Origin of the sequence: Bradyrhizobium sp. 192 (genome assembly GCF_023100965.1) — a bacterium.
GTDB classification, from domain to species: Bacteria; Pseudomonadota; Alphaproteobacteria; order Rhizobiales; family Xanthobacteraceae; genus Bradyrhizobium; species Bradyrhizobium symbiodeficiens.
In genome coordinates this window covers 131,827-152,512 of the sequence record NZ_CP064691.1, presented here as the reverse complement: position 1 = coordinate 152,512, position 20,686 = coordinate 131,827, and the positions used below count along the sequence as shown (strand labels likewise).

At 60.0% G+C, this 20,686-nt stretch carries 15 protein-coding genes and 1 pseudogene; 15 read left to right on the top strand and 1 reads right to left on the bottom strand.

Annotated elements, in window-relative coordinates; genetic code table 11:
• Positions 1–98: 98 nt before the first annotated feature.
• The 8 genes and pseudogenes from IVB24_RS39220 (at position 99) to IVB24_RS39185 (ending at position 8,842) form a co-directional block, all read left to right on the top strand.
• A complete protein-coding gene (locus IVB24_RS39220) occupies positions 99–1,088 on the top strand; it encodes a nitronate monooxygenase (RefSeq protein WP_247774298.1) in 990 nt (329 codons plus the stop codon).
• A 100-nt stretch (positions 1,089–1,188) separates the two neighbouring features.
• Positions 1,189–2,546, top strand: a pseudogene (locus IVB24_RS39215) (MFS transporter).
• Positions 2,547–2,937: 391 nt separating this feature from the next.
• Positions 2,938–4,104: a branched-chain amino acid ABC transporter substrate-binding protein gene (locus IVB24_RS39210; RefSeq protein ID WP_247774416.1), complete on the top strand. Its 1,167-nt coding sequence runs from the start codon at positions 2,938–2,940 to the stop codon at positions 4,102–4,104.
• Between the two features lie 38 nt (positions 4,105–4,142).
• On the top strand, positions 4,143–5,063 hold the full coding sequence (locus tag IVB24_RS39205; RefSeq protein ID WP_247774406.1) for a branched-chain amino acid ABC transporter permease: 921 nt from the start codon (positions 4,143–4,145) through the stop codon (positions 5,061–5,063).
• Positions 5,064–5,142: 79 nt separating this feature from the next.
• Positions 5,143–6,264, top strand: coding sequence for a branched-chain amino acid ABC transporter permease (locus tag IVB24_RS39200; protein ID WP_247774405.1), 1,122 nt, complete (start codon positions 5,143–5,145; stop codon positions 6,262–6,264).
• Positions 6,261–7,040: an ABC transporter ATP-binding protein gene (locus tag IVB24_RS39195; protein WP_247774404.1), complete on the top strand. Its 780-nt coding sequence runs from the start codon at positions 6,261–6,263 to the stop codon at positions 7,038–7,040. The genes IVB24_RS39200 and IVB24_RS39195 overlap by 4 nt, the downstream gene beginning before the upstream one ends.
• Positions 7,037–7,774, top strand: coding sequence for an ABC transporter ATP-binding protein (locus tag IVB24_RS39190; RefSeq protein ID WP_247774403.1), 738 nt, complete (start codon positions 7,037–7,039; stop codon positions 7,772–7,774). Before IVB24_RS39195 ends, IVB24_RS39190 begins: the two co-directional genes overlap by 4 nt.
• A 15-nt stretch (positions 7,775–7,789) precedes the next feature.
• Positions 7,790–8,842, top strand: coding sequence for a phenylacetaldoxime dehydratase family protein (locus IVB24_RS39185; protein ID WP_247774402.1), 1,053 nt, complete (start codon positions 7,790–7,792; stop codon positions 8,840–8,842).
• A gap of 15 nt (positions 8,843–8,857) precedes the next feature.
• Here the strand turns inward: IVB24_RS39185 and IVB24_RS39180 are convergent, their stop codons facing one another.
• Positions 8,858–9,721, bottom strand: a complete 864-nt coding sequence (locus IVB24_RS39180; RefSeq protein WP_247774401.1) for a LysR family transcriptional regulator — start codon at positions 9,719–9,721, stop codon at positions 8,858–8,860.
• Positions 9,722–10,046: 325 nt separating this feature from the next.
• Here IVB24_RS39180 and IVB24_RS39175 point away from each other — a divergent pair, with 325 nt between their 5' ends.
• The 7 genes from IVB24_RS39175 to IVB24_RS39145 all read left to right on the top strand — a co-directional run bounded on the left by IVB24_RS39175 (position 10,047) and on the right by IVB24_RS39145 (position 20,537).
• A complete protein-coding gene (locus tag IVB24_RS39175; RefSeq protein WP_247774400.1) occupies positions 10,047–11,729 on the top strand; it encodes a methyl-accepting chemotaxis protein in 1,683 nt (560 codons plus the stop codon).
• A 169-nt stretch (positions 11,730–11,898) separates the two neighbouring features.
• The gene (locus IVB24_RS39170) at positions 11,899–12,291 is read left to right on the top strand and encodes a tautomerase family protein (RefSeq protein ID WP_247774415.1); all 393 of its coding nucleotides are present in this window, start codon (positions 11,899–11,901) and stop codon (positions 12,289–12,291) included.
• 1,618 nt (positions 12,292–13,909) lie between these two features.
• Positions 13,910–15,244, top strand: coding sequence for an NtaA/DmoA family FMN-dependent monooxygenase (locus IVB24_RS39165; protein ID WP_247774399.1), 1,335 nt, complete (start codon positions 13,910–13,912; stop codon positions 15,242–15,244).
• A 47-nt stretch (positions 15,245–15,291) separates the two neighbouring features.
• The gene (locus IVB24_RS39160; RefSeq protein WP_247774398.1) at positions 15,292–16,995 is read left to right on the top strand and encodes an ABC transporter substrate-binding protein; all 1,704 of its coding nucleotides are present in this window, start codon (positions 15,292–15,294) and stop codon (positions 16,993–16,995) included.
• Positions 16,996–17,018: 23 nt separating this feature from the next.
• Positions 17,019–17,948 (top strand): ABC transporter permease, encoded by a 930-nt coding sequence (locus IVB24_RS39155; RefSeq protein WP_247774397.1) that lies wholly within the window; start codon positions 17,019–17,021, stop codon positions 17,946–17,948.
• A gap of 89 nt (positions 17,949–18,037) precedes the next feature.
• Complete coding sequence (locus IVB24_RS39150) at positions 18,038–18,817, top strand: ABC transporter permease (RefSeq protein ID WP_247774396.1); 780 nt, start codon at positions 18,038–18,040, stop codon at positions 18,815–18,817.
• Between the two features lies 1 nt (position 18,818).
• Positions 18,819–20,537 (top strand): ABC transporter ATP-binding protein, encoded by a 1,719-nt coding sequence (locus IVB24_RS39145; protein ID WP_247774395.1) that lies wholly within the window; start codon positions 18,819–18,821, stop codon positions 20,535–20,537.
• Positions 20,538–20,686 lie beyond the last annotated feature (149 nt).

Below are 20,686 nucleotides of genomic sequence, written 5' to 3'. Positions count from 1 at the left end.
GGAATGATGACTCTGATCAATAATAATCACTTTTATGTTGTCAACAGCCAATCTAGCTTCCCGGCATCCAAGACGGGCATAAGCGGAGAGGAAGAGACATGGCTATCAAGACGAGATTGACCGAATTTTTTGGGCTTGAGCACCCGATCGTGCTGGCGCCGATGGATCCGGCCTCCGGCGGCGAGCTGGCCTCCGCGGTTTCCGCGGCAGGTGCTCTCGGCCTTCTCGGCGGCGGCTATGCCAACCGCGCCTGGTTCGAAGAACAGTCCGCAAAGGTGAGCCGGCCGGACGTCGGCTGTGGATTCATCACCTGGGCGCTGGCGAACGATCCGGGTCTGCTCGATCTCGCTCTGGAGCGGCACAAGAAAGCGATCATGCTGTCGTTCTCGGATCCTGCGCCATATGCCCCGAAAGTGAAGCAGGCCGGCATCCCCCTGATCTGTCAGGTGCATACGCTCGAGCATGCCCAGCGGGCGATCGACGTCGGCGCGGACGTTATCATCGCACAGGGTACGGAGGCCGGCGGCCACGGACTCACGGCGCGCTCGACGATGCCGTTCGTTCCTGCAGTCGCCGATATGATCGCGCAACGAGCGCCGCGCGTTCTCCTTCTTGCCGCCGGAGGCATTGCTGACGGGCGCGGTCTCGCCGCCGCGCTAATGCTAGGTGCCGACGGTGCTTTGATCGGATCGCGGTTTTGGGCCACGCAAGAATCGGTCATTCATCGCAACGCCAAGGAAAGGGTGCTGGCAGCCACCGGCGATGAAACGATCCGGACACGTGTCTACGACGTTGTCCGCAAAAAGGCTTGGCCCTCTGAGTACACTGGACGCCTGATGAAGAACGGCTTCATCGAAAGGTGGCATGGCCGGGAAGACGAGCTGCGCACACTGCAAGAAGCCGAGCTGCAGCGCGTCGAGAAGGCGTGGGTCTCCGGCGACTACGATACGGCCAATGTCACGGTCGGAGAAGCAATCGGTCTCATCAACGACATTCCAACCGCCGGTGAGCTGGTGAAGCGAATTTCGGCAGAAGCAAGCGCATGTCTTGCGCGCTATGCGCCGACCCGAAATTCTATCGCGGCCTAACGGGTCCGCAACTTTCTACGTATTGCCGGGTGGAGAAGGGGCGTGCGCTGCGGCGCGCGCGCCCGGGAAAACACGTGCCCAACAAGGCCGATGGAGAGATATGATGAGCGAACCTAAAGCGGACGCCCCGAACCTGAGCATCTGGACGGTGGTGCTTGCCTCAAGTGCAGGCACGGTTATCGAATGGTATGACTTCTATCTCTATGGAAGCCTTGCCGTGTTCTTTTCGACCCTTTTTTACCCCGCCAATGATCCCACCGCCGCCGTCTTGATCAGTGTTGCGACCTTTGCGACCGGATTCGTCATCCGGCCGTTCGGTGCCATCCTGTTCGGCAGTCTTGGCGACCGATTGGGACGCAAGCACACGTTTCTGCTGACACTTATCTTAATGGGGATTTCGACCACCGCGGTCGGCCTTTTGCCGACATATGAAACTATCGGCTTTGCTGCACCTGTCGCGTTGGTCTTGCTCCGTTTGGTACAGGGCTTGGCCATCGGCGGCGAGTACGGTGGCGCTGCCATCTATGTGGCTGAGCATGCACCGGTAAACCGTCGAGGCTTCTTCACCAGTTTTATCCAGACCACAGCCACCTTGGGCTTCTTCGTTGCAATTCTGGTCGTGCTGGCGTGTCGGCTATCGCTCGGGGAGGAAGGTTTCCGTGCTTGGGGCTGGCGTATCCCGTTCTTGCTGTCTGCACTTCTCGTCGTGTTTTCGGTCTATCTTCGTCTGAAGCTGAGCGAGTCGCCGGTTTTCGAGCAGATGCGCCAGGCCGGCAAGGTCTCGCGCGCGCCGGTTCGCGAAAGTTTTGGCACGAGACAAGGGTTGGGTTATGCGCTCTATGCTCTCTTCGGCGCGACGGCGGGTCTGGGATGCGTGTGGTACACCGGACAATTCTATGCGCTGTATTTCCTGCAGAGCGTTCTCAAGGTGGACTTCCTGACGGCAAATGTCTGCGTCGCCGTTGCTCTAGCCCTTGGCACGCCCCTGATCGTCGTGAGCGGGCCCTGTCAGACCGCATCGGACGCCGCCCGCTGATTGTCACCGGCCTGCTGCTCGCCGCCGCGCTCTACGTCCCCATCTACATGGGGATTGCAAGCGCCACGGCTGCGCACAATTACGTGGTCGTCACCGCGCTAATCCTGGCGCAACTCATCTTCGTAGCGCTGGTCTACGGGCCGAATGCCGCATTTCTCGTCGAGCTCTTTCCGGCGCGGCTGCGATATACTTCGCTGTCGCTTCCCTATCACATCGGCACCGGGATATTCGGCGGCTTCGTTCCGCTGATCAGCCTCTCGCTAGTCAGCTACACCGGCAACATCTACGCCGGCCTGATCTATCCCATCCCGATCGCACTGATGACCGCGGCGGTTAATGTCCTCTGCCTGCCTAAGACTGTCGCAGTCGACCTTTCCAGTGAATTTGGCAACACACCGGCAGCCAGCCGCCAGATCGCATGAGCCGCCAATTGCCATCAAGGTGTTCGTGCAAGACCCTTTGCACGAACACCCCGCGGGAATTTGCCGTGGCGATGGTATGAAGGAGTAATTCGACGTCTGCGATGAGCCCCTGGCTGTCGTGATTGCGACGACTACCTCCCTCGACTTGTCGCAGATGTCCTGCGACCCAGTCACCCCGTTGCCGATTGCAACGGGGTGTTTTTTTTGCGTCCGCATCCGCCTCGTCGAAGGCAACCCGTTGCCCAAAGCAGCAGCAATCTGTCTCGATTGTAGGCGATCATCGCCGGTCCACCTGCTCGTGCTCCGTTGCGCACGCCCATTTGCGAAAATTCGCACTGTCTCGCTCGTGCGGGATGGATACAGTTTTTCCGAGCAGGGGAGGGCATTGCCAATGAAGCTGATAAACAAATTGTTGCTGCTGACATGCGGCGCGCTGGTCGCGGTGGCGACCGGAACAGTTCCGGTCTTGGCCAAGGAGACCGTAAAGCTTGCGTTTATTGGACCATTGTCGGGCGGGAATTCAGCTCCCGGTATCGGGGGCCGCAATTCCACGCAGTTGGCCGTGCAATTGAGAAACGCCGACCCATCGGCAAAGTACATTTTCGAGCTCGTCACCTTGGACGACGAATGCAAGCCGAATATCGGCATCCAGGTCGCAACCAAGGCCGCATCGGATCGTAGCATCATCGCCGGTGTGACCCACTATTGCTCTGCCGTAGGCATCGCGACGGTTGATACCTATGCCCGGTTCGGATTGCCGGTCGTGGTGTGGGGCGCCATCCTGCCCGAGATCACCTATGGCAACGACTACCACGAAATTCATCGCGTCAACGGGACGATGATCAATGAAGGCAAGCTCGCAGCGGAGTTCCTCACCAAGCAGGGTTTCCTGAAATACGTTGTCGTTCACGACACCACCGACTACGGCAAGGGACAGAACAAATATTTCAGCGAATGTCTCAAATTGTCCGGCGGCGAGATCGTCGCGACTTTTCCGATCAGCCCGGATCAGCAGGACTTCACGGCTGAGCTCACCAAGATCAAGGAGCTGAAGCCAGATCTGATCATGGTGGGCGGCCTGACGCCGCTCGGCGTCCGATTGCGGGCTCAAATGGATCGGGTCGGTGTCACCGCTCAGCTTGCGGGCGTCTCTGGCATCATGAACGCAGGCTTCCTGGAAGGCGCAGGTGCCGCGGCGGAAGGAACGATTTCCTTCCACAACGGTGCTCCCATCACCAAATATGAGCAGGGTCAAGCGTTTCTCGACGCATACGCCAAGGCGGGCTTTCGCGAAGACCCGGACGCCTATGGCCCCTTCGCCTACTCCGCCGCCACTCTGATCAAGGATGCGATCGAGAAGGTTGGCCCCGACCGCGCCAAGGTCAAGGACCTGCTCAATACGACCAAGGCATACAAGTCGCTGGTCGGCGAGATCAATTTCGACGACCACAGGCAGAACATTCTGAGGGCCAACGTCTATGTCGCCCAGGATGGTAAATGGGTCTATTGGCCGGATAGCGAATATGCCGCCAGCAAACGAAAACTCCGCCTCAATTGACCAGACGTCATGCGTCGCCCTAGCGTGCGGAGACATTGATGGACATCGGGATCGTAGCGCAGCAGCTGTTCAACGGCCTCATGCTGGGGGTGATCTACTCAATGATCGCCGTTGGATTTTCGCTGTTCTTTGGGGTGCTCGACGTCATCAAGTTCTCGCATGGTGACGTCGTGACGCTCGGAAGTTTTTCAGCCTTGGGAGCCGCCGGCGTTTCGGGAGCTCTCTTTGCGCTGCCCCCTGCGCTGGCCTTGCTCACCGGTTTGGCGGCTGCGGTCGGCGCCGGGGCGCTCGCGGGCATCGTGATCGGGAGGATTCTTGTGATCCCCTTGCGCGGCGCCCCCAGCATCAATGTGCTGCTCGCGACCTTAATGGCCGGCACCGTGCTACGCGAGGCCATCCGGCTTGGCGTGCCCAACGGCGGCAACCCGAAGCCGTTTCCGGCTCTGTTGCCGAGTGGCATGATCAATGCCGGTTCCTTCAGTGTGGGTATCGATAGTGTGATCATCGTATGTGCCGGACTGCTGTTGGTGGTGGGAACGCATCTGTTCGTGACCCGCACCCGGTTCGGGCTCTCGATCCGCGCCGTGGCCCAGGATGACGAGGTTGCACGCCTTGCAGGCATCGACCAGCAGCGCGTGGTGCTGGGGACCTTCGCATTGGGATCGGGGCTCGCCGCTTTTGCCGGCTGCATGCTCGGGCTGTATTACCGCGAGATCAGCTTCAACATGGGCGTTCTGCTCGGCATCATCGGATTCGCCTCGGCTGTGGTGGGCGGACTTGGAAGCCTGATCGGGCCGATCATCGGGGGATTTCTATTCGCCGGCGTGCAGACGCTGGTTGTGGTGGCGATGCCGATCTCGAGCGCTTATCGCGATGTGGTGGCCTTTGCCGTCATCATCATCCTGATTGCGTTGTTCCCGACAGGAATCGTTGCAGAACAGCGCAGCGAACGGGTGTGACATGAGCAGCCTTTCAAGCCCGGCTCCCTCGCTCTCCGTCCCACGGATTCGTCGTCATCCGCGCGCCCTCGTCGCAGCCGTGGTGGCGCTCCTGTTTTCCGGCGGCGGCGTGATGATGCACGCCAAATCCCAGCCCGTCGTTCTCGCCTTGCTCGCAGCCTTCGTTCTGGCGTTTGGAGTGTCGGATCGAACGCAGATCGGCCGGGAGATTGCCGCCACCTGCGGCGACTACCGAGGCGTTGCCAATGGCATGGCATTGCTGTGTGCGTTGATCCTGATTGTCCTGTTTCACGCCGATCACTACGCGCTTCTCATGTTGTCAACGGTAGCAATCTTCTCGACTGCCTGCATCGCTCTCAACCTGCAGCTCGCATTCGCCGGCATCGCCAACTTCGCAGGCGCGGCCTTCTTCGTCGTGGGATCATATACGGCCGCCCTAGTGACTGCATACACCACCGTTCCGCGCACATTTGCGCCGTTGATCGGCGCGACTGTGACGGGTGCAATGGGCCTCGTGCTGTTGCTGCCGGTGCTGCGAACGCGCGGGCACTATGCCGCGCTCGTGACGATCGCATTCGGCGTGCTGCTGCGGACCTGGCTCGAAGTCAACGACGTCCTCGGCGGGCCCCAGGGGCTGAAGATCGGAAGCTTCTCGATCATGGGGCTCGATTTCGCCCGGCTCAAACAGATTGGTCCATGGAGCGTGTCGTTCTATCTGCCCTATGCAACGCTCTCGGTCTGCATGTTCGGCCTCGTGTTCATCCTCGTCCGTCGTCTGGAAAACTCGTGGGTCGGCATCGCCCTGGACGTTGTCCGCAGCGATGAGACCGCCGCGGCGGTGTTCGGCCTGTCGATCCGGCTGTGGAAGGTCGTCGGCTTTGTCCTCGGCAACGCCATCATCGGCATGGCTGGAGCGCTCTACGGGATGATGAACGGGTTCGTGACACCCAACGGCGCGGGCCTCGGGGAGTCCCTGCTGATGCTCTCAATCGTGGTGCTGGGCGGAATCGGCAATTTGTGGGGCTCCGTCGTAGCCGCCCTGATCATCCTGGAAGTGCCGGAAAAACTGCAGTCGATCCAGGAATTCCGCCTGTTGCTGTTCGCCTTGCTCGTGCTCGTCATCTTGCTGTTCCGCCCGGGCGGCATCCTGCCTCGTCCGGTGAGGGACCTGTCCCGCTTCATCGACGGAGCGCCAAAATGAGTAGCACTCTGCTGCATTGTGCCGGTCTCACCAAGACATTCGGCGGGCTGGTCGCGCTCGACCGTTTCGACGTCGAAATCGGCCGCGGCGAGACAATCGGGCTGGTCGGGCCCAACGGATCGGGCAAGACGACATTCTTCAACGTCATCACGGGACTTTACGACCCGAACGCGGGAACGATCCGGCTCGATGGCCGCGACCTCTTCGGCTGTGCGCCCCAGATGATCGGTCGTGCCGGTGTCGCGCGAACCTTTCAGCGATCGAGGCTGATGCTCGATCAGAGCGTGTTCGACAATATTGCGGTCGGAGCCCTCTGCCATTGCGATCTCGGTCTCCTTACAAATCTGTTTCGGCGCGCTCGGTGGGGCAGAGAGCTGCGGGAGACGGTCAATCGCGCACGGGAGATTGCGTCCCGCTTCAACGCCGCGATTGCCGACCGGCTGTTCCAGCCTGTGAGCTCTTTCCCGATGATCGATCGTCGGCGGATCGAGATCTGCCGGGCGCTGATCGGCAGGCCGCGCCTGCTGTTGCTGGATGAGCCCTCCGCCGGTATGACCCCGGATGAGACGCGCGAACTCATGGACGATCTCCTCGCATTCAGGTCCGAGATGCCGGACCTCGCCGTGGTCCTGGTGGAGCACGAAATGGACGTTATCCGGCGTGTCTCCGATCGCTGCATCGTGCTCAATTTCGGCCGAAAAGTCTTCGAAGGCAGTTTTGACGGGTTGATAGCCGACCCCGAAGTGCAGGCAGCTTATCTCGGGATAGGGCAATGATCAGCGTGCGACGAACCGCGGCGCGGACGTTGTCGGCCAATGCGATCAACGCCGGCTACGATCGCGCTGACGTTCTGAAGAACGTGACCATCGAGGTCAGGCCCGGTACGGTAACGGCCATCCTGGGGGCCAACGGCGCCGGCAAAAGCACGTTGATCCGGGCCATCCTCGGGTTGACCCGGATCCGGAAAGGCGAGGTTCGCTTTGGGCACGTAGCGACTACAAACATGCCTACCCACAAGATCGCGGCCCTCGGGATCGCGACGGTCCCGGAAGACAATCGCGTGATGCCGCGCATGAGCGTCCTTGATAACCTCAAGGTGGGCGGATTGATCATGCGTGACGACAGGCGCGTTGCGGCCCGGATGGACGAGATGTTCGAGGTGTTCCCGCGTCTGAAGGAGCGGCGAAGCCAGCTCGCGGGAACACTGTCCGGCGGTGAGCGGTCGATGCTCTCCATCGCGCGAGGGCTCATGGCCGATCCGGAACTCGTGATCTTCGACGAGCCCTCGCTCGGACTGTCGCCGTTATTTGTCTCGGAGGTTTTCGGAATAGTCCGACAACTGAAGACAGCCGGACTTTCGGTTCTGCTGATCGAGCAGAACGTGCGTCAAACGCTCGACGTGGCCGATTACGGCTACGTGCTGGCACAAGGACTCGTTGTCGCCAAAGGAAGCGCTGAACTCTTGAAAGAGAACTCCGAGCTTCACAAGGCATATTTTGGAATCCATTAGGGAACGGAGCTCGCTATGAATTTTCAGGTGTTGGAGCGGATCAATCCGCTGCGTAAGCCGAAAGGTTTCGAGCCGGTGGTCCAGCGTTGGTCCGTCGGTTTCCCACGCAAATGCGACGCCTTGTGTGTTGCATTTCACGGCATCCAGGGACCGAACGCGGAAGCCGTCTACAAGTCCGGCCTCATACGGTGGATGTCCGAAGCCGTCAGCCTGCCGAACGGCCCGCACGTGCACGATCATGCGTGGTTCGTCGATCACAACGGCCTCTATACGCATGTGGTTGCGAGCTATTGGGTTGACCGGACCCGTCGTGATGATTGGCTCGAAGATAGTCGCGTGGCAAATTGGTGGAACGATTCGGCGAGGTGTTCGGAGGCAACGGGCTACTTCCGTGAGAGCTTGACCGTTCCGATCGAGCGCCTTGAGACGCTGTATTGGAACGATTATCCAGCCGGAATGAGTCGCTCTAACGAAGTGGCGCTCTATCCGACACCGTATTGCGGCTACTACGGCGCGATGCGCGACCGGATCCCACTCGCCGCGGTCGATCCCTTGCCGTCGGCGCTGCCTGAGCTCCCATCGGCGACGCCGCGCGAGACCAGGTCCAATCGGTGGCGGATCGCTACGCCCCGGAACCTCACCGTCATTCGATCGGCGGCCTTTTGGGGGCGCTGCGATGCCGACCAAACCGAAGATTACATGCGCGACCTGCGAGCTCCCCTCGAACGCGGAATGGACTTCTTGCGCGAAAGTCCTGAGGCAACGGGTTGCTGCTCGCTGCGGTTTCAGCAAACATGCGATGTCGGCGGGGCACCCGAGCTCGAGACTCATGCGCTCGGATATTTTCTCTCGCTCGGCCACATGGAGAACTGGGCTGAGCATCATCCGTCGCACGGGGCGATCTTCCGCGCCGCAATGGCCCGTTACCGCAAGTTCGGCGCGAAGAACCAGCTCAGAACCTGGCATGAAGTCTTCGTGCTGCCGGAGAACAACCAGCTTTTCGAGTATGTCAACTGCGCACCAGGCACGGGCCTATTGAACTACTTCGAAGGCGAGCGGCGGTCCTAGGCTGGACGGCTCGAGTTACGGCCAGGATTCGATCAGATCGAACAGGGCTGTCATCGCGCTCGATACATAGACATCCTTTCGCCAGACGAACACCGTCTCAACGGCCGTCCGGGAAGGCGGCAACGCATGCGCAGCGACCCTGCCGTCCCGGGCGGCAGCTGCAATGACACCTCTCGGCATCAAGGTGACACCAAGGCCGGCGGAGACGCAACTGATGATGGCGTCGAGAGAACCAAGCTCTTGCGGCTCGGACAGAGTGATCCCCATTTCCATCAGCATCGTCTCCAGACGGGTGCGATAAGAGCAGCCGGTCTGAAAGACGATCATCTTCAAGGGCCCGATGGCAGCCAGGTCCTTTGTCCGGACCGAAGGGGCCGTTACCAGCACGAGCTCCTCGTGGAAGAAAGGCCGTTGATGCAGGTCCGGGTGATCGACCGGGCCCGCGACAAACGCGCCGTCGAGACGATACTCGAGGACGTCATTCAACAAGCGTGTAGTGTTTCCGGTCGTGATCGTGAGCTGGACGTGGGGACAGGCGCTGGCAAACCTTGGCAGAAGCGGAGACAATCGCAACGCGGTGGTCGTCTCGAGGCTTCCGATCAGCAGAGTGCCCCTCGGCACACCATCATCCCGTGCCGCAGCTCGGGCATCCGCGGCAAGTTTTGAAAGCCTCGCGACAAAGGGGAGGACCCTGTGGGCTGCCGGGGTTGGCGTTACGCCCCGTGCGTGACGCTCGAAGAGTGAAATGCCACGCTTGCCCTCAAGCACTCGGATACGAGTTGTGGCTTTGGATTGAGCAGTACACAGCTGCGTTGCCGCACGGCTGATACTTCCAAGACGCAGAACCGTCTCGAACACTTTGAGATCGGAGAGATCCATTCCAGTCCACTCTTGAAGCCAGCAGCAGCAACATTTTGAATGTCGTCACAATCATCCTAACGACCAATGTGGGCCACGTGAAAGACGCATTGGGGAACCATGCGGCGCGCGTCGTCATCTAGAGAAGAGATGACCGTCATCTCAACTGGTAATGGCTCGCCGCGAACCGCAGTGATCGCAACGAGGCTTGCATAAACCCGCATCCCTGCGCCCTTGTTCGACTGGCCCTGATATCAAGGTGGCCCTGTGGGCTAAAGGCAATTTTTATCAATGTGCGATAGATGAGGCGGAGTGATGGTCGGACTCAGCGTGTTGAGGATTTTTCATGCTTGCCAAGTTCAAGATTTCTTCCAGGCTGATGTTGATGGTGGTTCTCTCTGTTCTAGGTGTTGCATCCGTGGCCGGGGTCGGCTTGTCGGCCCTCAAGAGCAGCCTGCTCGAGGACCGAAAAGACAAGCTTCAGCAGCTCGTCCTCCTGGCGAAGCAGGTGCTTGAATTGGACTACCAGGGATCCAGAGCGGCAGGGCTCTCCGATGCGCAGGCCTTGGAACGGAGCAAGCAACTGCTTCAATCGATGCATTTCGGCAAGGACGACTATTTCTATGCCCTCGACATGGATTCCGTACTGGTCGCGCATCCCAATCCCAAGTTTCAGAACAAGAGCATGAAGGACACCGCGGATGCCAACGGTGTCTTTTTCTCCCGGCTGCAAGTCGACCTTGTGAAGTCCGGCGGATCCGGCTTTGTCGCGTTTAGCTTTCCCCGTGCCGGCGTCGGCGACCCACTTCCCAAGATCGCCTATGTTGTTGGATTCAAGCCCTATGACTGGGCAGTCGCGGGCGGCATCTATCTGGACGACGTAGACGCGATATTCATGGCAGAAGCAAAGCGCATTGGCCTTCTCATCCTTATAGCCCTTGCGCTTGTCGTGGCCACGTCAATTCTTCTCAGCCGCAGTATCACGCGGCCGATCGCCAGTCTCACGCGGGCGATGCGAAAGCTCGCCAGTGGCGATACAAGATCGGCGATTCCTGCGCTCTCGCGTGCGGATGAAGTGGGAGAGATGGCGACGACCGTCAAAGTGTTTCAGGACGCCATGATAGAGACCGCTCGCCTTCGCCAGGAACAGGACGAGATGAAATTGATGGCCGAGACGGAGAAACGGGGCCTCCTGGGCAAGCTGGCCGATGAGTTCGCACAAGGTGTAAGCACGTCACTCGATGCCCTCTCTCACTCGGCTTCCGCTATGAGGACGACGTCCCAAGGCATGTCGGAGACGGCGAGATCTGCCAGCCGCCAGTCCGGAGTGGTTGCGACTGCTGCAGAAGAGGCCAGCTCAAGCGTGCAGTCGGTCGCGTCGGCCACTGAGCAGCTCTCGGCCTCGATCGCCGAGATAGGCAATCAGGTGGCGCGTTCGACCAAGGTCGCCGGAGGCGCCGTTGAAGAGGCGCAACGGACTAATATCACAATTCAAGGTCTTGTAGCCGCGACATCAAAGATCGGAGACGTGGTTCAGTTAATAACTGCGATCGCAAGCCAGACGAACCTGCTGGCGCTAAATGCAACCATTGAGGCCGCCCGTGCCGGCGAGGCGGGAAGGGGGTTTGCCGTCGTGGCAAGCGAGGTGAAGTCGCTCGCAGGGCAGACCGCACGTGCAACGGAGGAGATCTCGACCCAAGTCAACGGCATGCAGGGCGCCATGAGCGAGGCTGTCCAAGCAATCGAGGGCGTGAGCGGCACGATATCCTCGATCAACGAGATCGCAATTGCGATTGCATCCGCCGTGGAGCAACAGGGTGTCGCGACGCGCGAAATCGCACGCAGCATCCAGAAGGTCGCGCAAGGCACCGAAGACGTAACGCGCAACATCGTCGGGGTGAGCGAGGCGTCTGCCCAAACCGGGGTGGCTGCGGCTGGTGTGCTTGCGGCTGCAGGTGGGCTGAACCACCAGTCCACTTTGCTGAAAGCGGATGTCGATCGCTTCCTGGCAAGTGTTCGGGCCGCGTGAGTTGGAGTGCTCCGTCGTCCATCTTAAAGATAGATGACCGTCATCTTGAATGATGATGTCGATTTCGGCAGAGAAAACATACAACGAGTATTGCAGCTTTTCATTGCTCGGTCCACCTTGGTTGCCCGCCGCAGCTTTGTTAGTTGAGCCGGCAGTGAGGAGCATCGCCATGCCATTTTTACGGTTCGATTTGATCGAGGGACGAAGTGATGCGGAGATCCAACGGCTTTTGGATGTCACTCACGAAGTTCTGGTCGAAACGCTCCACGTGCCGCCCCGCGACCGCTATCAGGTGGTGCATCAGCACCCCAAGTCCAGCATCGTCGCGCTTGACACAGGTCTTGATATCAATCGGACCCATAAATTGGTCATGTTGCAGTTGACGAGCCGACCGCGCGACAAGGCGTCCAAATTGGAGTTTTATCGCGTCCTGGCCGAGAGGCTGTCGTCGTCCTGTGGAGTAGCGCCAACTGACCTCATGATAAGCTTCGTGATCAATGCGGACGAAGATTGGTCATTCGGCATGGGACGAGCCCAGTTCGTTACCGGCGAGTTACACTAGGCCTGGAGCAAGTTTCCCGCAGTGTTGATGCAGGGAACCGACCCCGCCCGCCCGCACCGAGCCGAGACGCCTGCCTCGCCCATGAACGGAAACGCGTTGTCCCGTTCGACTGACATAAGCGATTCGGGGCCGGAATTGCCGCTTGGCTGCGGATTTCCTCCCCCAGAAGGCCAACAAGATTTCTCCTTGCTTTCCCAAACCCAGGTTGGCAAGCGTAAAATTCCGCCGCTGAACACCTTCGCGGATTAGGTGCCGCTCTGGCGCAATTCGATTTTGCTCGGGTTCGCACCCCGCAGAAATGTCGGTCTCATTAGCGGTGCTGGAAGCAGCCAATTGCTGCATCGGGGCCATTATGCGCGACGTTGATGGTGCGTCCGCAGCTGGACCGATCATCGAGCTGTCGCGGGATCTGTCGCATTCTATTCAGGATGCACGCGACAGGTTCGCTTCAAGCGGGCTCTAAATTCCATTACACGTCAAGAGCTGCTTACGAATGAACAGCAGCGGTGGACCAGTCAGGTCGGTGTCCCAGAAGCGCAGCGCAACCCAGGTGGCTGAGCCGACGGCATCTCCGGCGAAGTCGTCAGCATCCTGCCTCGATCAAGAAGGTCGTGAGCAACGTCGGCAACTATGTGACGTCGGCAGCCCGCGGCGATTGACGAGCAAAGCGCCGCGGCGAACGAGCTATCACCAGCGCGCAGCGGCGTCGCTGCTGGGTTGGCGGAGCGCCCTATCTCAGCACCCTATTGATCGCGCCGGTTTCGGGAGACATGCGAGCGCAGGCTTGGTCAGGAGGCAAGACGATTGCTCAAGACGCTTGATCTCGCGCGCCAAGTCGATCACGTTTCGAGTGACGCGCTTTGACAGTCACACCACGCACTAAAGCTCATGCTGGCGATGCTCGGGCGGAGAGCGCTGCCCGCGCAACAAGGGTGCCCGGCAAGCCGCGGGGCTATGTCCCTTGCCGATCGGCCCGAGAATTCTTCTACCCTATCGAGGGACACGCGAGGATCCCCATCGCCGACACCGTGCGCGCGCCCCGAACGACGGTGCTCCAAGAGACATACCAGATTTGCAATCACTCGCCTCGGCGTGACTTTGGGATCGCGCTCCGAAACTGGGACAAGCAGGCTGCACGCGCACAAATCCTGCAAGCTCGAAGACAACGAGGCTGTCGTAGAAGAGTATGCCAGCGCGCGGTAGCAGATTGAAATACGCAACTATTGCGTTTGATGTCCCGTCGCTTGATTCTCTCGCGATCGAAGGCCGCCGGTGTCGGCCGTGGAGTTGTCATGACAGCAGCTTTGGTCATCGCGCGAGTTGCACGCATTGTAAGGCTCACCAGCAGAGGTTCGGGCAAGTACAATACGCGATGTCCCCCGGCCACCCGTCGCTCGATCGAATTCGTCAGAGGTCCAGCTGGCTCGCGCTTGGGCAAGTGTTCGGGCTCTTTGAGCGCGCGAGTTGCTTCACCTGATCCGCTAATCTCGACCGGCGGCCTCGCCACGTCCTCGGATGCCGCTCGTTCTCTGCGCGGGAGCGGAAGAAGCAGCCAGATAGCGTAGCCGAGCCAACACACCCCTTGAACTGCGCATGCCATCCCGCGCCTGGAGAATTCATGTCTTCTGCAATCCGAACGCTTCATCTTGGGCTTAATCTTCACGGCGCGGGCGGACACGCCGCAGCATGGCGTTGGCCGAGCACCAATCCGAGCGCTTTCTTTGACATCGAGCATTATCTTCGCGCAGCGAAGGTGGCCGAGCGCGGCTTGTTCGACGCGGTGTTTCTTGCAGATACCCCGGCAATATCTTGGGATATTACCCGCCGACCGCCACTCAACGGGCTTGAACCTACGCTTGTTCTCACCGTAATCGCACGTGAGACGAAGCACATCGGACTGATTGCAACCGCATCGACGACGTACAATGAGCCGTACAACCTGGCGCGTCGTTTCCAATCACTTGATGTCATTAGCGGCGGCCGCGCCGCCTGGAATGCTGTCACGACCTCCAGCCCCGCGACGGTCGGCAATTTCGGTGGGCGCGAGCTCGGTCGCGAGGAGCGCTACAAGCGCGCCGAAGACTTCGTCGAAACCGTCCGAGGGCTATGGCTGAGCTGGGGAGATGGAACAATCGTCGGGGATCAGACCTCTGGAATCTACGCCAATCCCCAGTTTCGACTGCTCGACCCCAACACCAATATCTTTAGCGTCCGCGGTCCGCTCACGCACCCCGGTTCGCCACAAGTGCACCCGATCATCGTTCAAGCGGGAGGCTCGGACGACGGATTGCGGCTCGCTGCGCGCAGCGCCGATCTGGTGTTCGCTGCTGCGGGCGACCTGGAGACAGCGCTGCGCGAGGCCGGACGCCTGCGTGCGCTGTCGCATCAACTCGGCCGGCGGACGGCGCCGATCATACTGCCGGGCCTGGTCACCTTCGTTGGCGGCACGGAAGAGGAGGCGTATCGCCGCAAGAGAGCGATCGACGAATTACTCGATCTGCCCGGCGCGCTCGTCGCTTTGGCGCGAGGCATCAATGTGGCGCCCGAAAAACTCAGCCTTGACAAACCCATTCCGGAGGAACTGCTGCCCGATCCAAATGATGTCCCATTTTCGGTCGGTCATCACCGCACCATCGAAAGCTTGGCACGCCAAGGCCGGACAGTTAGGGAGATCATAAGCAGCGTTCAAGGTTTCGGCCATCGCGTGATCGCGGGCGCACCGGAACAGATCGCCGATTCGATCGAGGCATGGTACCGCGCCGGCGCAGTTGACGGCTTCAACATCATCCCAGATGTGTTGGAGGATGGTGCGCCCGCCTTCATCGATCATGTCGTTCCAATACTGCAGCGCCGCGGACTGTTTCGCACCGAGTATCGGGAAGAAACCTTGCGTGACCGTTTTGGCCTTGCGCTCCCAGGGGGCGTTCCGTCGCAAGAGCGGGCGACGGCCTGATCGCCCGTCTGCCTCGCGGTTTCACTATCAATAGCTTGGAGTTCGATATGTCTCTGTCCGACACACAATCATGTGCGTTTCTCGCGGGCCAGCCACACGCTTACAGAAAGCAAAAGGCAGCAGCCATTGCAATCGCGCTCTCCACGCTGTCGCAGATCGCCTATGCGCCCAGCACTTTTGCTCAGGACGGTTCGAGCGACAGTACGAGGCGCGGCGGCACTATTCGATATGGCCACTTTCAGGAGCCGCCTTGCTTGTTCGGAGGATGGGTCCAGCAATGGTATCTACAGCGGCAATATAGCGACAATCTAGTCGCCCGGACCAAGGACGGGGAGATTGTGCCATGGCTGGCCACATCATGGACCATCTCCGACGACAAGAAAGTGTACACGTTTGAGATCAAGCCGAACGTGAAATTCACCGACGGGACACCGCTCGATGCACAGGCAGTTGCCGACAACATCAATGGCTGGCTCAGCACCAATCCGGACCTCCGCAATCCGACGGCCGCTCCTTACCTCAGCGACAACTTTGAATCGGCAGCGGCAATCGCGCCCGCGACACTTCGACTAACGCTAAAGGCGCCGTTCCAGCCGTTGCTCAATGTTCTGGCCCAGTCGTCCCAGGGCATTCTGTCGCCAACGGCGCTCAAGCGTGGACTTGCGGTGAACTGCGAGAACCCGGTCGGATCGGGTCCATTCATCGTCGAGAAGTGGAATCGGGGAAAAGAGGTTATATTCCGCCGCAATCCCGACTACAACTCCGCGCCGGCAACAGCCAAGCACCAGGGACCGGCTTACGTTGACGGGATCCAGTGGAAGTTCTTCCCCGATCAGACCGTTCGGTATGGCTCTCTGCTAACCGGGGAATCTGATGCAGCTTACGACGTTCCAGCCGTCGCTTGGAAAGATGCCAACTCGCGCTTCACTGTCTTGCGGCACATTACGGGTGGCACGCCCCTGCGCTTGGCGTTGTATACGGCTCGCTCGCCTTTTGACGATCTGCTCGTTCGCCAGGCGTTTGCCTATGCCGCCGACCGAAAAGCCGCGGTCGAGTCCTCGTTCCTGGGCTCCTTGCCGTTTGAAGGCAATGGCGCGCTAAGCCAAAGCTCGCCCGAATATATCAGCGAGCTTGCCCCGTCATACAGGTATGACGTCGGCAAAGCCAATCAGCTCCTGGATCAGGCAGGTTGGACCGGGCGTGACAGCAGGGGCGTTCGCCTCAAGCATGGCAAGCCGCTCGTCGTCCGCATCTCCTATTCGAGTTCGTTCTTGAAGCCCGACGGTGAGCAAGCCGTGCAGGTGATCCAACAGCAGGCAAAGGCTGCCGGCTTCGACGTGCGGCTTCAGCCAACGAACCAGGCCGATTTCTTCGCCGGGAAAAATCTCGGTCCGAACGATTACGAGGTCGTCCTTCTCTACTGGGTTGCTCCCGGCGCTGAAATCTTCCGCATCTCCTGGAAGCCTGACCTTAATGGTGAGCTCAATCGCTTCAATCCCTCACGCTACCAGGACCGGGCACTGTGGGACATTATTCAGAAGGCCGAAAAACACTTCGACAATGCTGAGCGAACCGCGCTCTATCAGGAAGCAGAGCGCAAGATCGTCGCTGACGCTCCTGTCGTGGGGTTCGCAGTCCTTGACGTCACTCTAGCTGTGCAAGCACATCTAAAGGACATTTGGCTCGACCGCGGCTCCGTCGGCGAGCCGGTCTTCTATGATAGCTATTTCGACAAGAACTCCGCCCCGTGAAAGTCGCAGCCCGCAGACGGGCCGTGTGGTTCGCACATCGCATCCTGTCCGCCGCAGCGACCGTATGGGCTGCGGCAACATTCACCTTCCTTGTCCAATGTCTGCTGCCAGGTGACCGCGCCCAGATCATGCTCAACGTCGTCAGCGGCAATGTAGGGGCGGCCCCTCGACAAGAGCTTGCGGCAATCAACGCAAAATATGGCTTCGACCAGCCGATTTTCTTGCAATACGCGAAATACATCTCGGGAATTTTGCAGGGGGACCTTGGCCAATCCTACCACCAGCACCGGCCAGTGACAGCCATCATTGCCGAACAGATTGGGCCAACCGTCCTCCTTGCGGTCGCCGCGCTCGTAACCGCGTGGGTGATCACTATTCTGACCACAGTTTTTGCAGCCGGGAGAGATAATTTCTGGGCGAAGCTGCTGAGCGGGATGCAGGTTCTGTTGGCGACCGTGCCGCCTTACTGGCTAGCTACCATCCTGCTCGTCGTCTTTGCCGTACAGCTTCGCATCTTTCCTGTGGTGGGAGGCAATTCGGCGATCGGCCTCATTCTTCCAACCCTGGCGCTGGCGTTGGAACTGTCTGGGCTCTTCGGGCAAGTCGTTACGAGTGAGTTCACGCGTTTGCTCGAGTTGCCCTTTGTAACTTCGGCGCGAACGCGAGGCATGGGCGATCTCGGCGTGCGGTTTCGTCATGTCCTGCGCCATGCAGCTTTGCCAGCAATCACCTTGTCAGGCTGGGCGTTCGGTAAGCTTCTGTCCGGTGCCGTTTTAATTGAGGCCGTCTTTGCCCGACAGGGACTTGGCGGCGTCCTGGTCGCCGCTACATCCACGCGCGACGTTCCCGTCGTCTCCGGCGTCATTCTGGTCTCCGCTGGCCTGTTTGTCATTGTCAGCGTGACCGTCGATTTCGCCTACAGTATCGTTGACCCAAGGATCAAATTGGCATGACTTGCTCTGCCGCGCTACCAGACGTTCTCAAATCTCACTATTGGAAGGAAGCACTTTCAACGGCACAGGCAATTCCTTTGCGGGTTTGCTTGGCCATAACCATCGTTACGTTCTTCTTAACAGCGGCGGCCGCGCCCTGGCTGCTACAGACCCATGATCCGCTGGCGATTGACCTGACATCCTCACTACAGGCCCCGTCGCCCAGCCACTGGCTGGGGACTGATCAGTCCGGTCGCGATTTATACTCCCGCATTGTTGAAGGGGCAGGGCAGTCCCTGACCATTGGTCTTGGCGCGACCGCGTTGAGCGTGTCAATTGCACTCGTTCTGGGGTTCGCCGCCGGTCTTTGCGGCGGAGCCATCGATAATGTTCTCAGCCGTTTGCTCGACGCACTTTTCGCGCTACCGGTGCTTTTCCTTGCGCTTCTGTTCGTGGCCGTTTTCGGCACGACTGTGCTGACGTTGGTCATCGCGGTCGGGATCGGAACGGCCCCGGGTTATGCCCGGATGATCAGGGGGCAGGTCCTGTCTGTTAAGGGCGCAGGATATGTGGAGGCAGCCAAGGCGCTTGGACACCCTTATTGGCGTATCGTGCGAAGGCACATCCTCCCGAATGCCATGAACCCGTTGACCGCGATGATCACGCTTGGCGTCGGCCAGGCCATCATCTGGGCATCGGGCGTTGCGTTTCTGGGACTCGGTGTTCCCCCTCCAGCCCCTGAATGGGGGGCGCTCCTGAATGCTGGCCGCAACTACGTGATCTATGCGTGGTGGCTCGAGATCATGCCGGGTCTGGCAGTGGTGATCTTTGCTCTCAGCGTGACGGTGATCGGACGTTATCTGCAGAACCGCCTCGAAGGAAAGGGCTGACATGTTGCATGTTCTTCCTCCCCAGCCTCCTCAGCCAAGTCTTCTCAACGTAGATTCGCTGCGCGTGTCATTCGGACGCGACAATCCAAACGGCACGGCCGTGCGTGGCGTGTCGTTCTCGCTTCGACCGGCGCGTTGCCTCGCGATCGTCGGCGAATCCGGCTCGGGCAAGAGCGTAACCGCGCGCGCTCTCGTCGGGCTTGCGGGCCATGGCGCACATGTTCATGCGCACGAGATGAACTTCACAGGGACAGACCTGACTGACCTCAATGAACGTTCATGGCGGCTCATCCGGGGCAAGAAGATCGGCTTCGTGCTGCAGGACGCCCTTCTCTCGCTCGATCCACTCCGTCAGGTCGGCAGGGAAATCGGCGAGGGCCTCCTTCTCCATCGTGCTGTCCACTCCCGTGAGGAACTCAAACGCCGCGTGGTTGAGCTGCTCGAACTCGTTGGGGTTCCTGAGCCTGAGATCAAAGCCCGGCAGCTGCCGCATCAATTGTCCGGTGGCCAACGCCAGCGAGCCCTCATTGCGTCGGCGCTCGCACTCGATCCAGACCTCTTGATCGCCGATGAGCCAACCACCGCGCTCGACGTGACCGTGCAGGCACAGGTGCTGGCGCTGCTCGAGGAAACCAAGGCACGGGGCAAGGCTCTGATCCTGATCAGCCATGACCTGGCGGTGGTCTCGCGCATGGCGGATGATGTTCTGGTCATGCGCGAAGGCGAGGTCGTCGAGCGTGGACCAGCTGCGCAGATCTTCGGCGACCCGCAACACGATTACACCTCGCAGCTCCTGAACGCGGTACCCTCGGGACGTCCCCGCGGCTCCCGTTTGTCGTCCACGGCGATTGCACGGCCACCCAAGTCTCTGAGCCCGCTGCAACAACAACCCTCGCCCAAAGCCACTGCAATCATCCTCAGTGCGACCAATCTTGTGAAGCGATTCAACGGCCCTGATGGCGTCCCGCGGACGGTGGTTGACGGTGTGTCCTTCGAGCTTCGGTCAGGCGAAACGCTGGGCCTTGTGGGGGAATCAGGATCAGGTAAATCCACCACAGCCCGCCTGGCGATGGCTCTGGATACTCCCGACGAGGGAGCCGTTCTGTTCCAGGGAGAGGCGTGGAGCGAAATCGCCGAACGCAAACGTAGGGCGCGACGCCGCTCGATCTCGGTGATCTATCAAGATCCGCTCAGCTCCTTTGATCCACGCTGGACCGTCGGCCGCATCATATCTGACAGCCTCCTTGATGTGGACACCGGGTCGGAGCGTCGCCTGCGCATTATTGAGCTGCTCGAGTCGGTGGGCCTATCGCCAGCATTCCTGGATCGCCGGCCGCTGGAGCTCTCGGGCGGCCAGCGCCAACGCGTCGCGATCGCGCGTGCGATCGCGCCAAAGCCAGCCGTGATCGTCTGCGATGAACCGGTTTCCGCTCTGGATGTCTCGATCCAGGCGCAGGTGCTCGATCTGCTCGGGGATCTCAAGGCGCAGCTCGGTATGAGCTATCTCTTCATCTCGCACGATCTCGGCGTGATTCGCCATCTCAGCGACCGGGTCATGGTCATGCGCCATGGACGCGTCGTCGAGAGTGGCGATACGGATGAGGTTTTCCTCAATCCACGGGCGGACTATACCAAGCGTCTGATTGCTGCGGTACCTCGCCTCGTCCGACCTGTCGCAAGCGATCGCTCGTCTAGCCTCGTCAGCGGAGAGGTCGCATGAATGCGCCAGTACTTTCGGTTAGGTGTAGCGTGGATCGAGGACCAATAGACTGCCCGCCGAGACCGATGTCCCGCCAATCCCATCGGGGCTGCTGATACCTCTTGCCCGCAAACGGATCGGAGGATCCGTCTCAACCAATAGACGAGACC

What these genes read in the sequence shown, in the direction of transcription:
- IVB24_RS39220 (WP_247774298.1), top strand. Translation starts at nt 99, where the DNA reads ATGGCTATCAAGACGAGATTGACCGAATTTTTTGGGCTTGAGCACCCG.
- IVB24_RS39190 (WP_247774403.1), top strand. Translation starts at nt 7,037, where the DNA reads ATGATCAGCGTGCGACGAACCGCGGCGCGGACGTTGTCGGCCAATGCG.
- IVB24_RS39195 (WP_247774404.1), top strand. Translation starts at nt 6,261, where the DNA reads ATGAGTAGCACTCTGCTGCATTGTGCCGGTCTCACCAAGACATTCGGC.
- IVB24_RS39210 (WP_247774416.1), top strand. Translation starts at nt 2,938, where the DNA reads ATGAAGCTGATAAACAAATTGTTGCTGCTGACATGCGGCGCGCTGGTC.
- IVB24_RS39145 (WP_247774395.1), top strand. Translation starts at nt 18,819, where the DNA reads ATGTTGCATGTTCTTCCTCCCCAGCCTCCTCAGCCAAGTCTTCTCAAC.
- IVB24_RS39170 (WP_247774415.1), top strand. Translation starts at nt 11,899, where the DNA reads ATGCCATTTTTACGGTTCGATTTGATCGAGGGACGAAGTGATGCGGAG.
- IVB24_RS39160 (WP_247774398.1), top strand. Translation starts at nt 15,292, where the DNA reads ATGTCTCTGTCCGACACACAATCATGTGCGTTTCTCGCGGGCCAGCCA.
- IVB24_RS39175 (WP_247774400.1), top strand. Translation starts at nt 10,047, where the DNA reads ATGCTTGCCAAGTTCAAGATTTCTTCCAGGCTGATGTTGATGGTGGTT.
- IVB24_RS39205 (WP_247774406.1), top strand. Translation starts at nt 4,143, where the DNA reads ATGGACATCGGGATCGTAGCGCAGCAGCTGTTCAACGGCCTCATGCTG.
- IVB24_RS39180 (WP_247774401.1), bottom strand. Translation starts at nt 9,721, where the DNA reads ATGGATCTCTCCGATCTCAAAGTGTTCGAGACGGTTCTGCGTCTTGGA.
- IVB24_RS39165 (WP_247774399.1), top strand. Translation starts at nt 13,910, where the DNA reads ATGTCTTCTGCAATCCGAACGCTTCATCTTGGGCTTAATCTTCACGGC.
- IVB24_RS39185 (WP_247774402.1), top strand. Translation starts at nt 7,790, where the DNA reads ATGAATTTTCAGGTGTTGGAGCGGATCAATCCGCTGCGTAAGCCGAAA.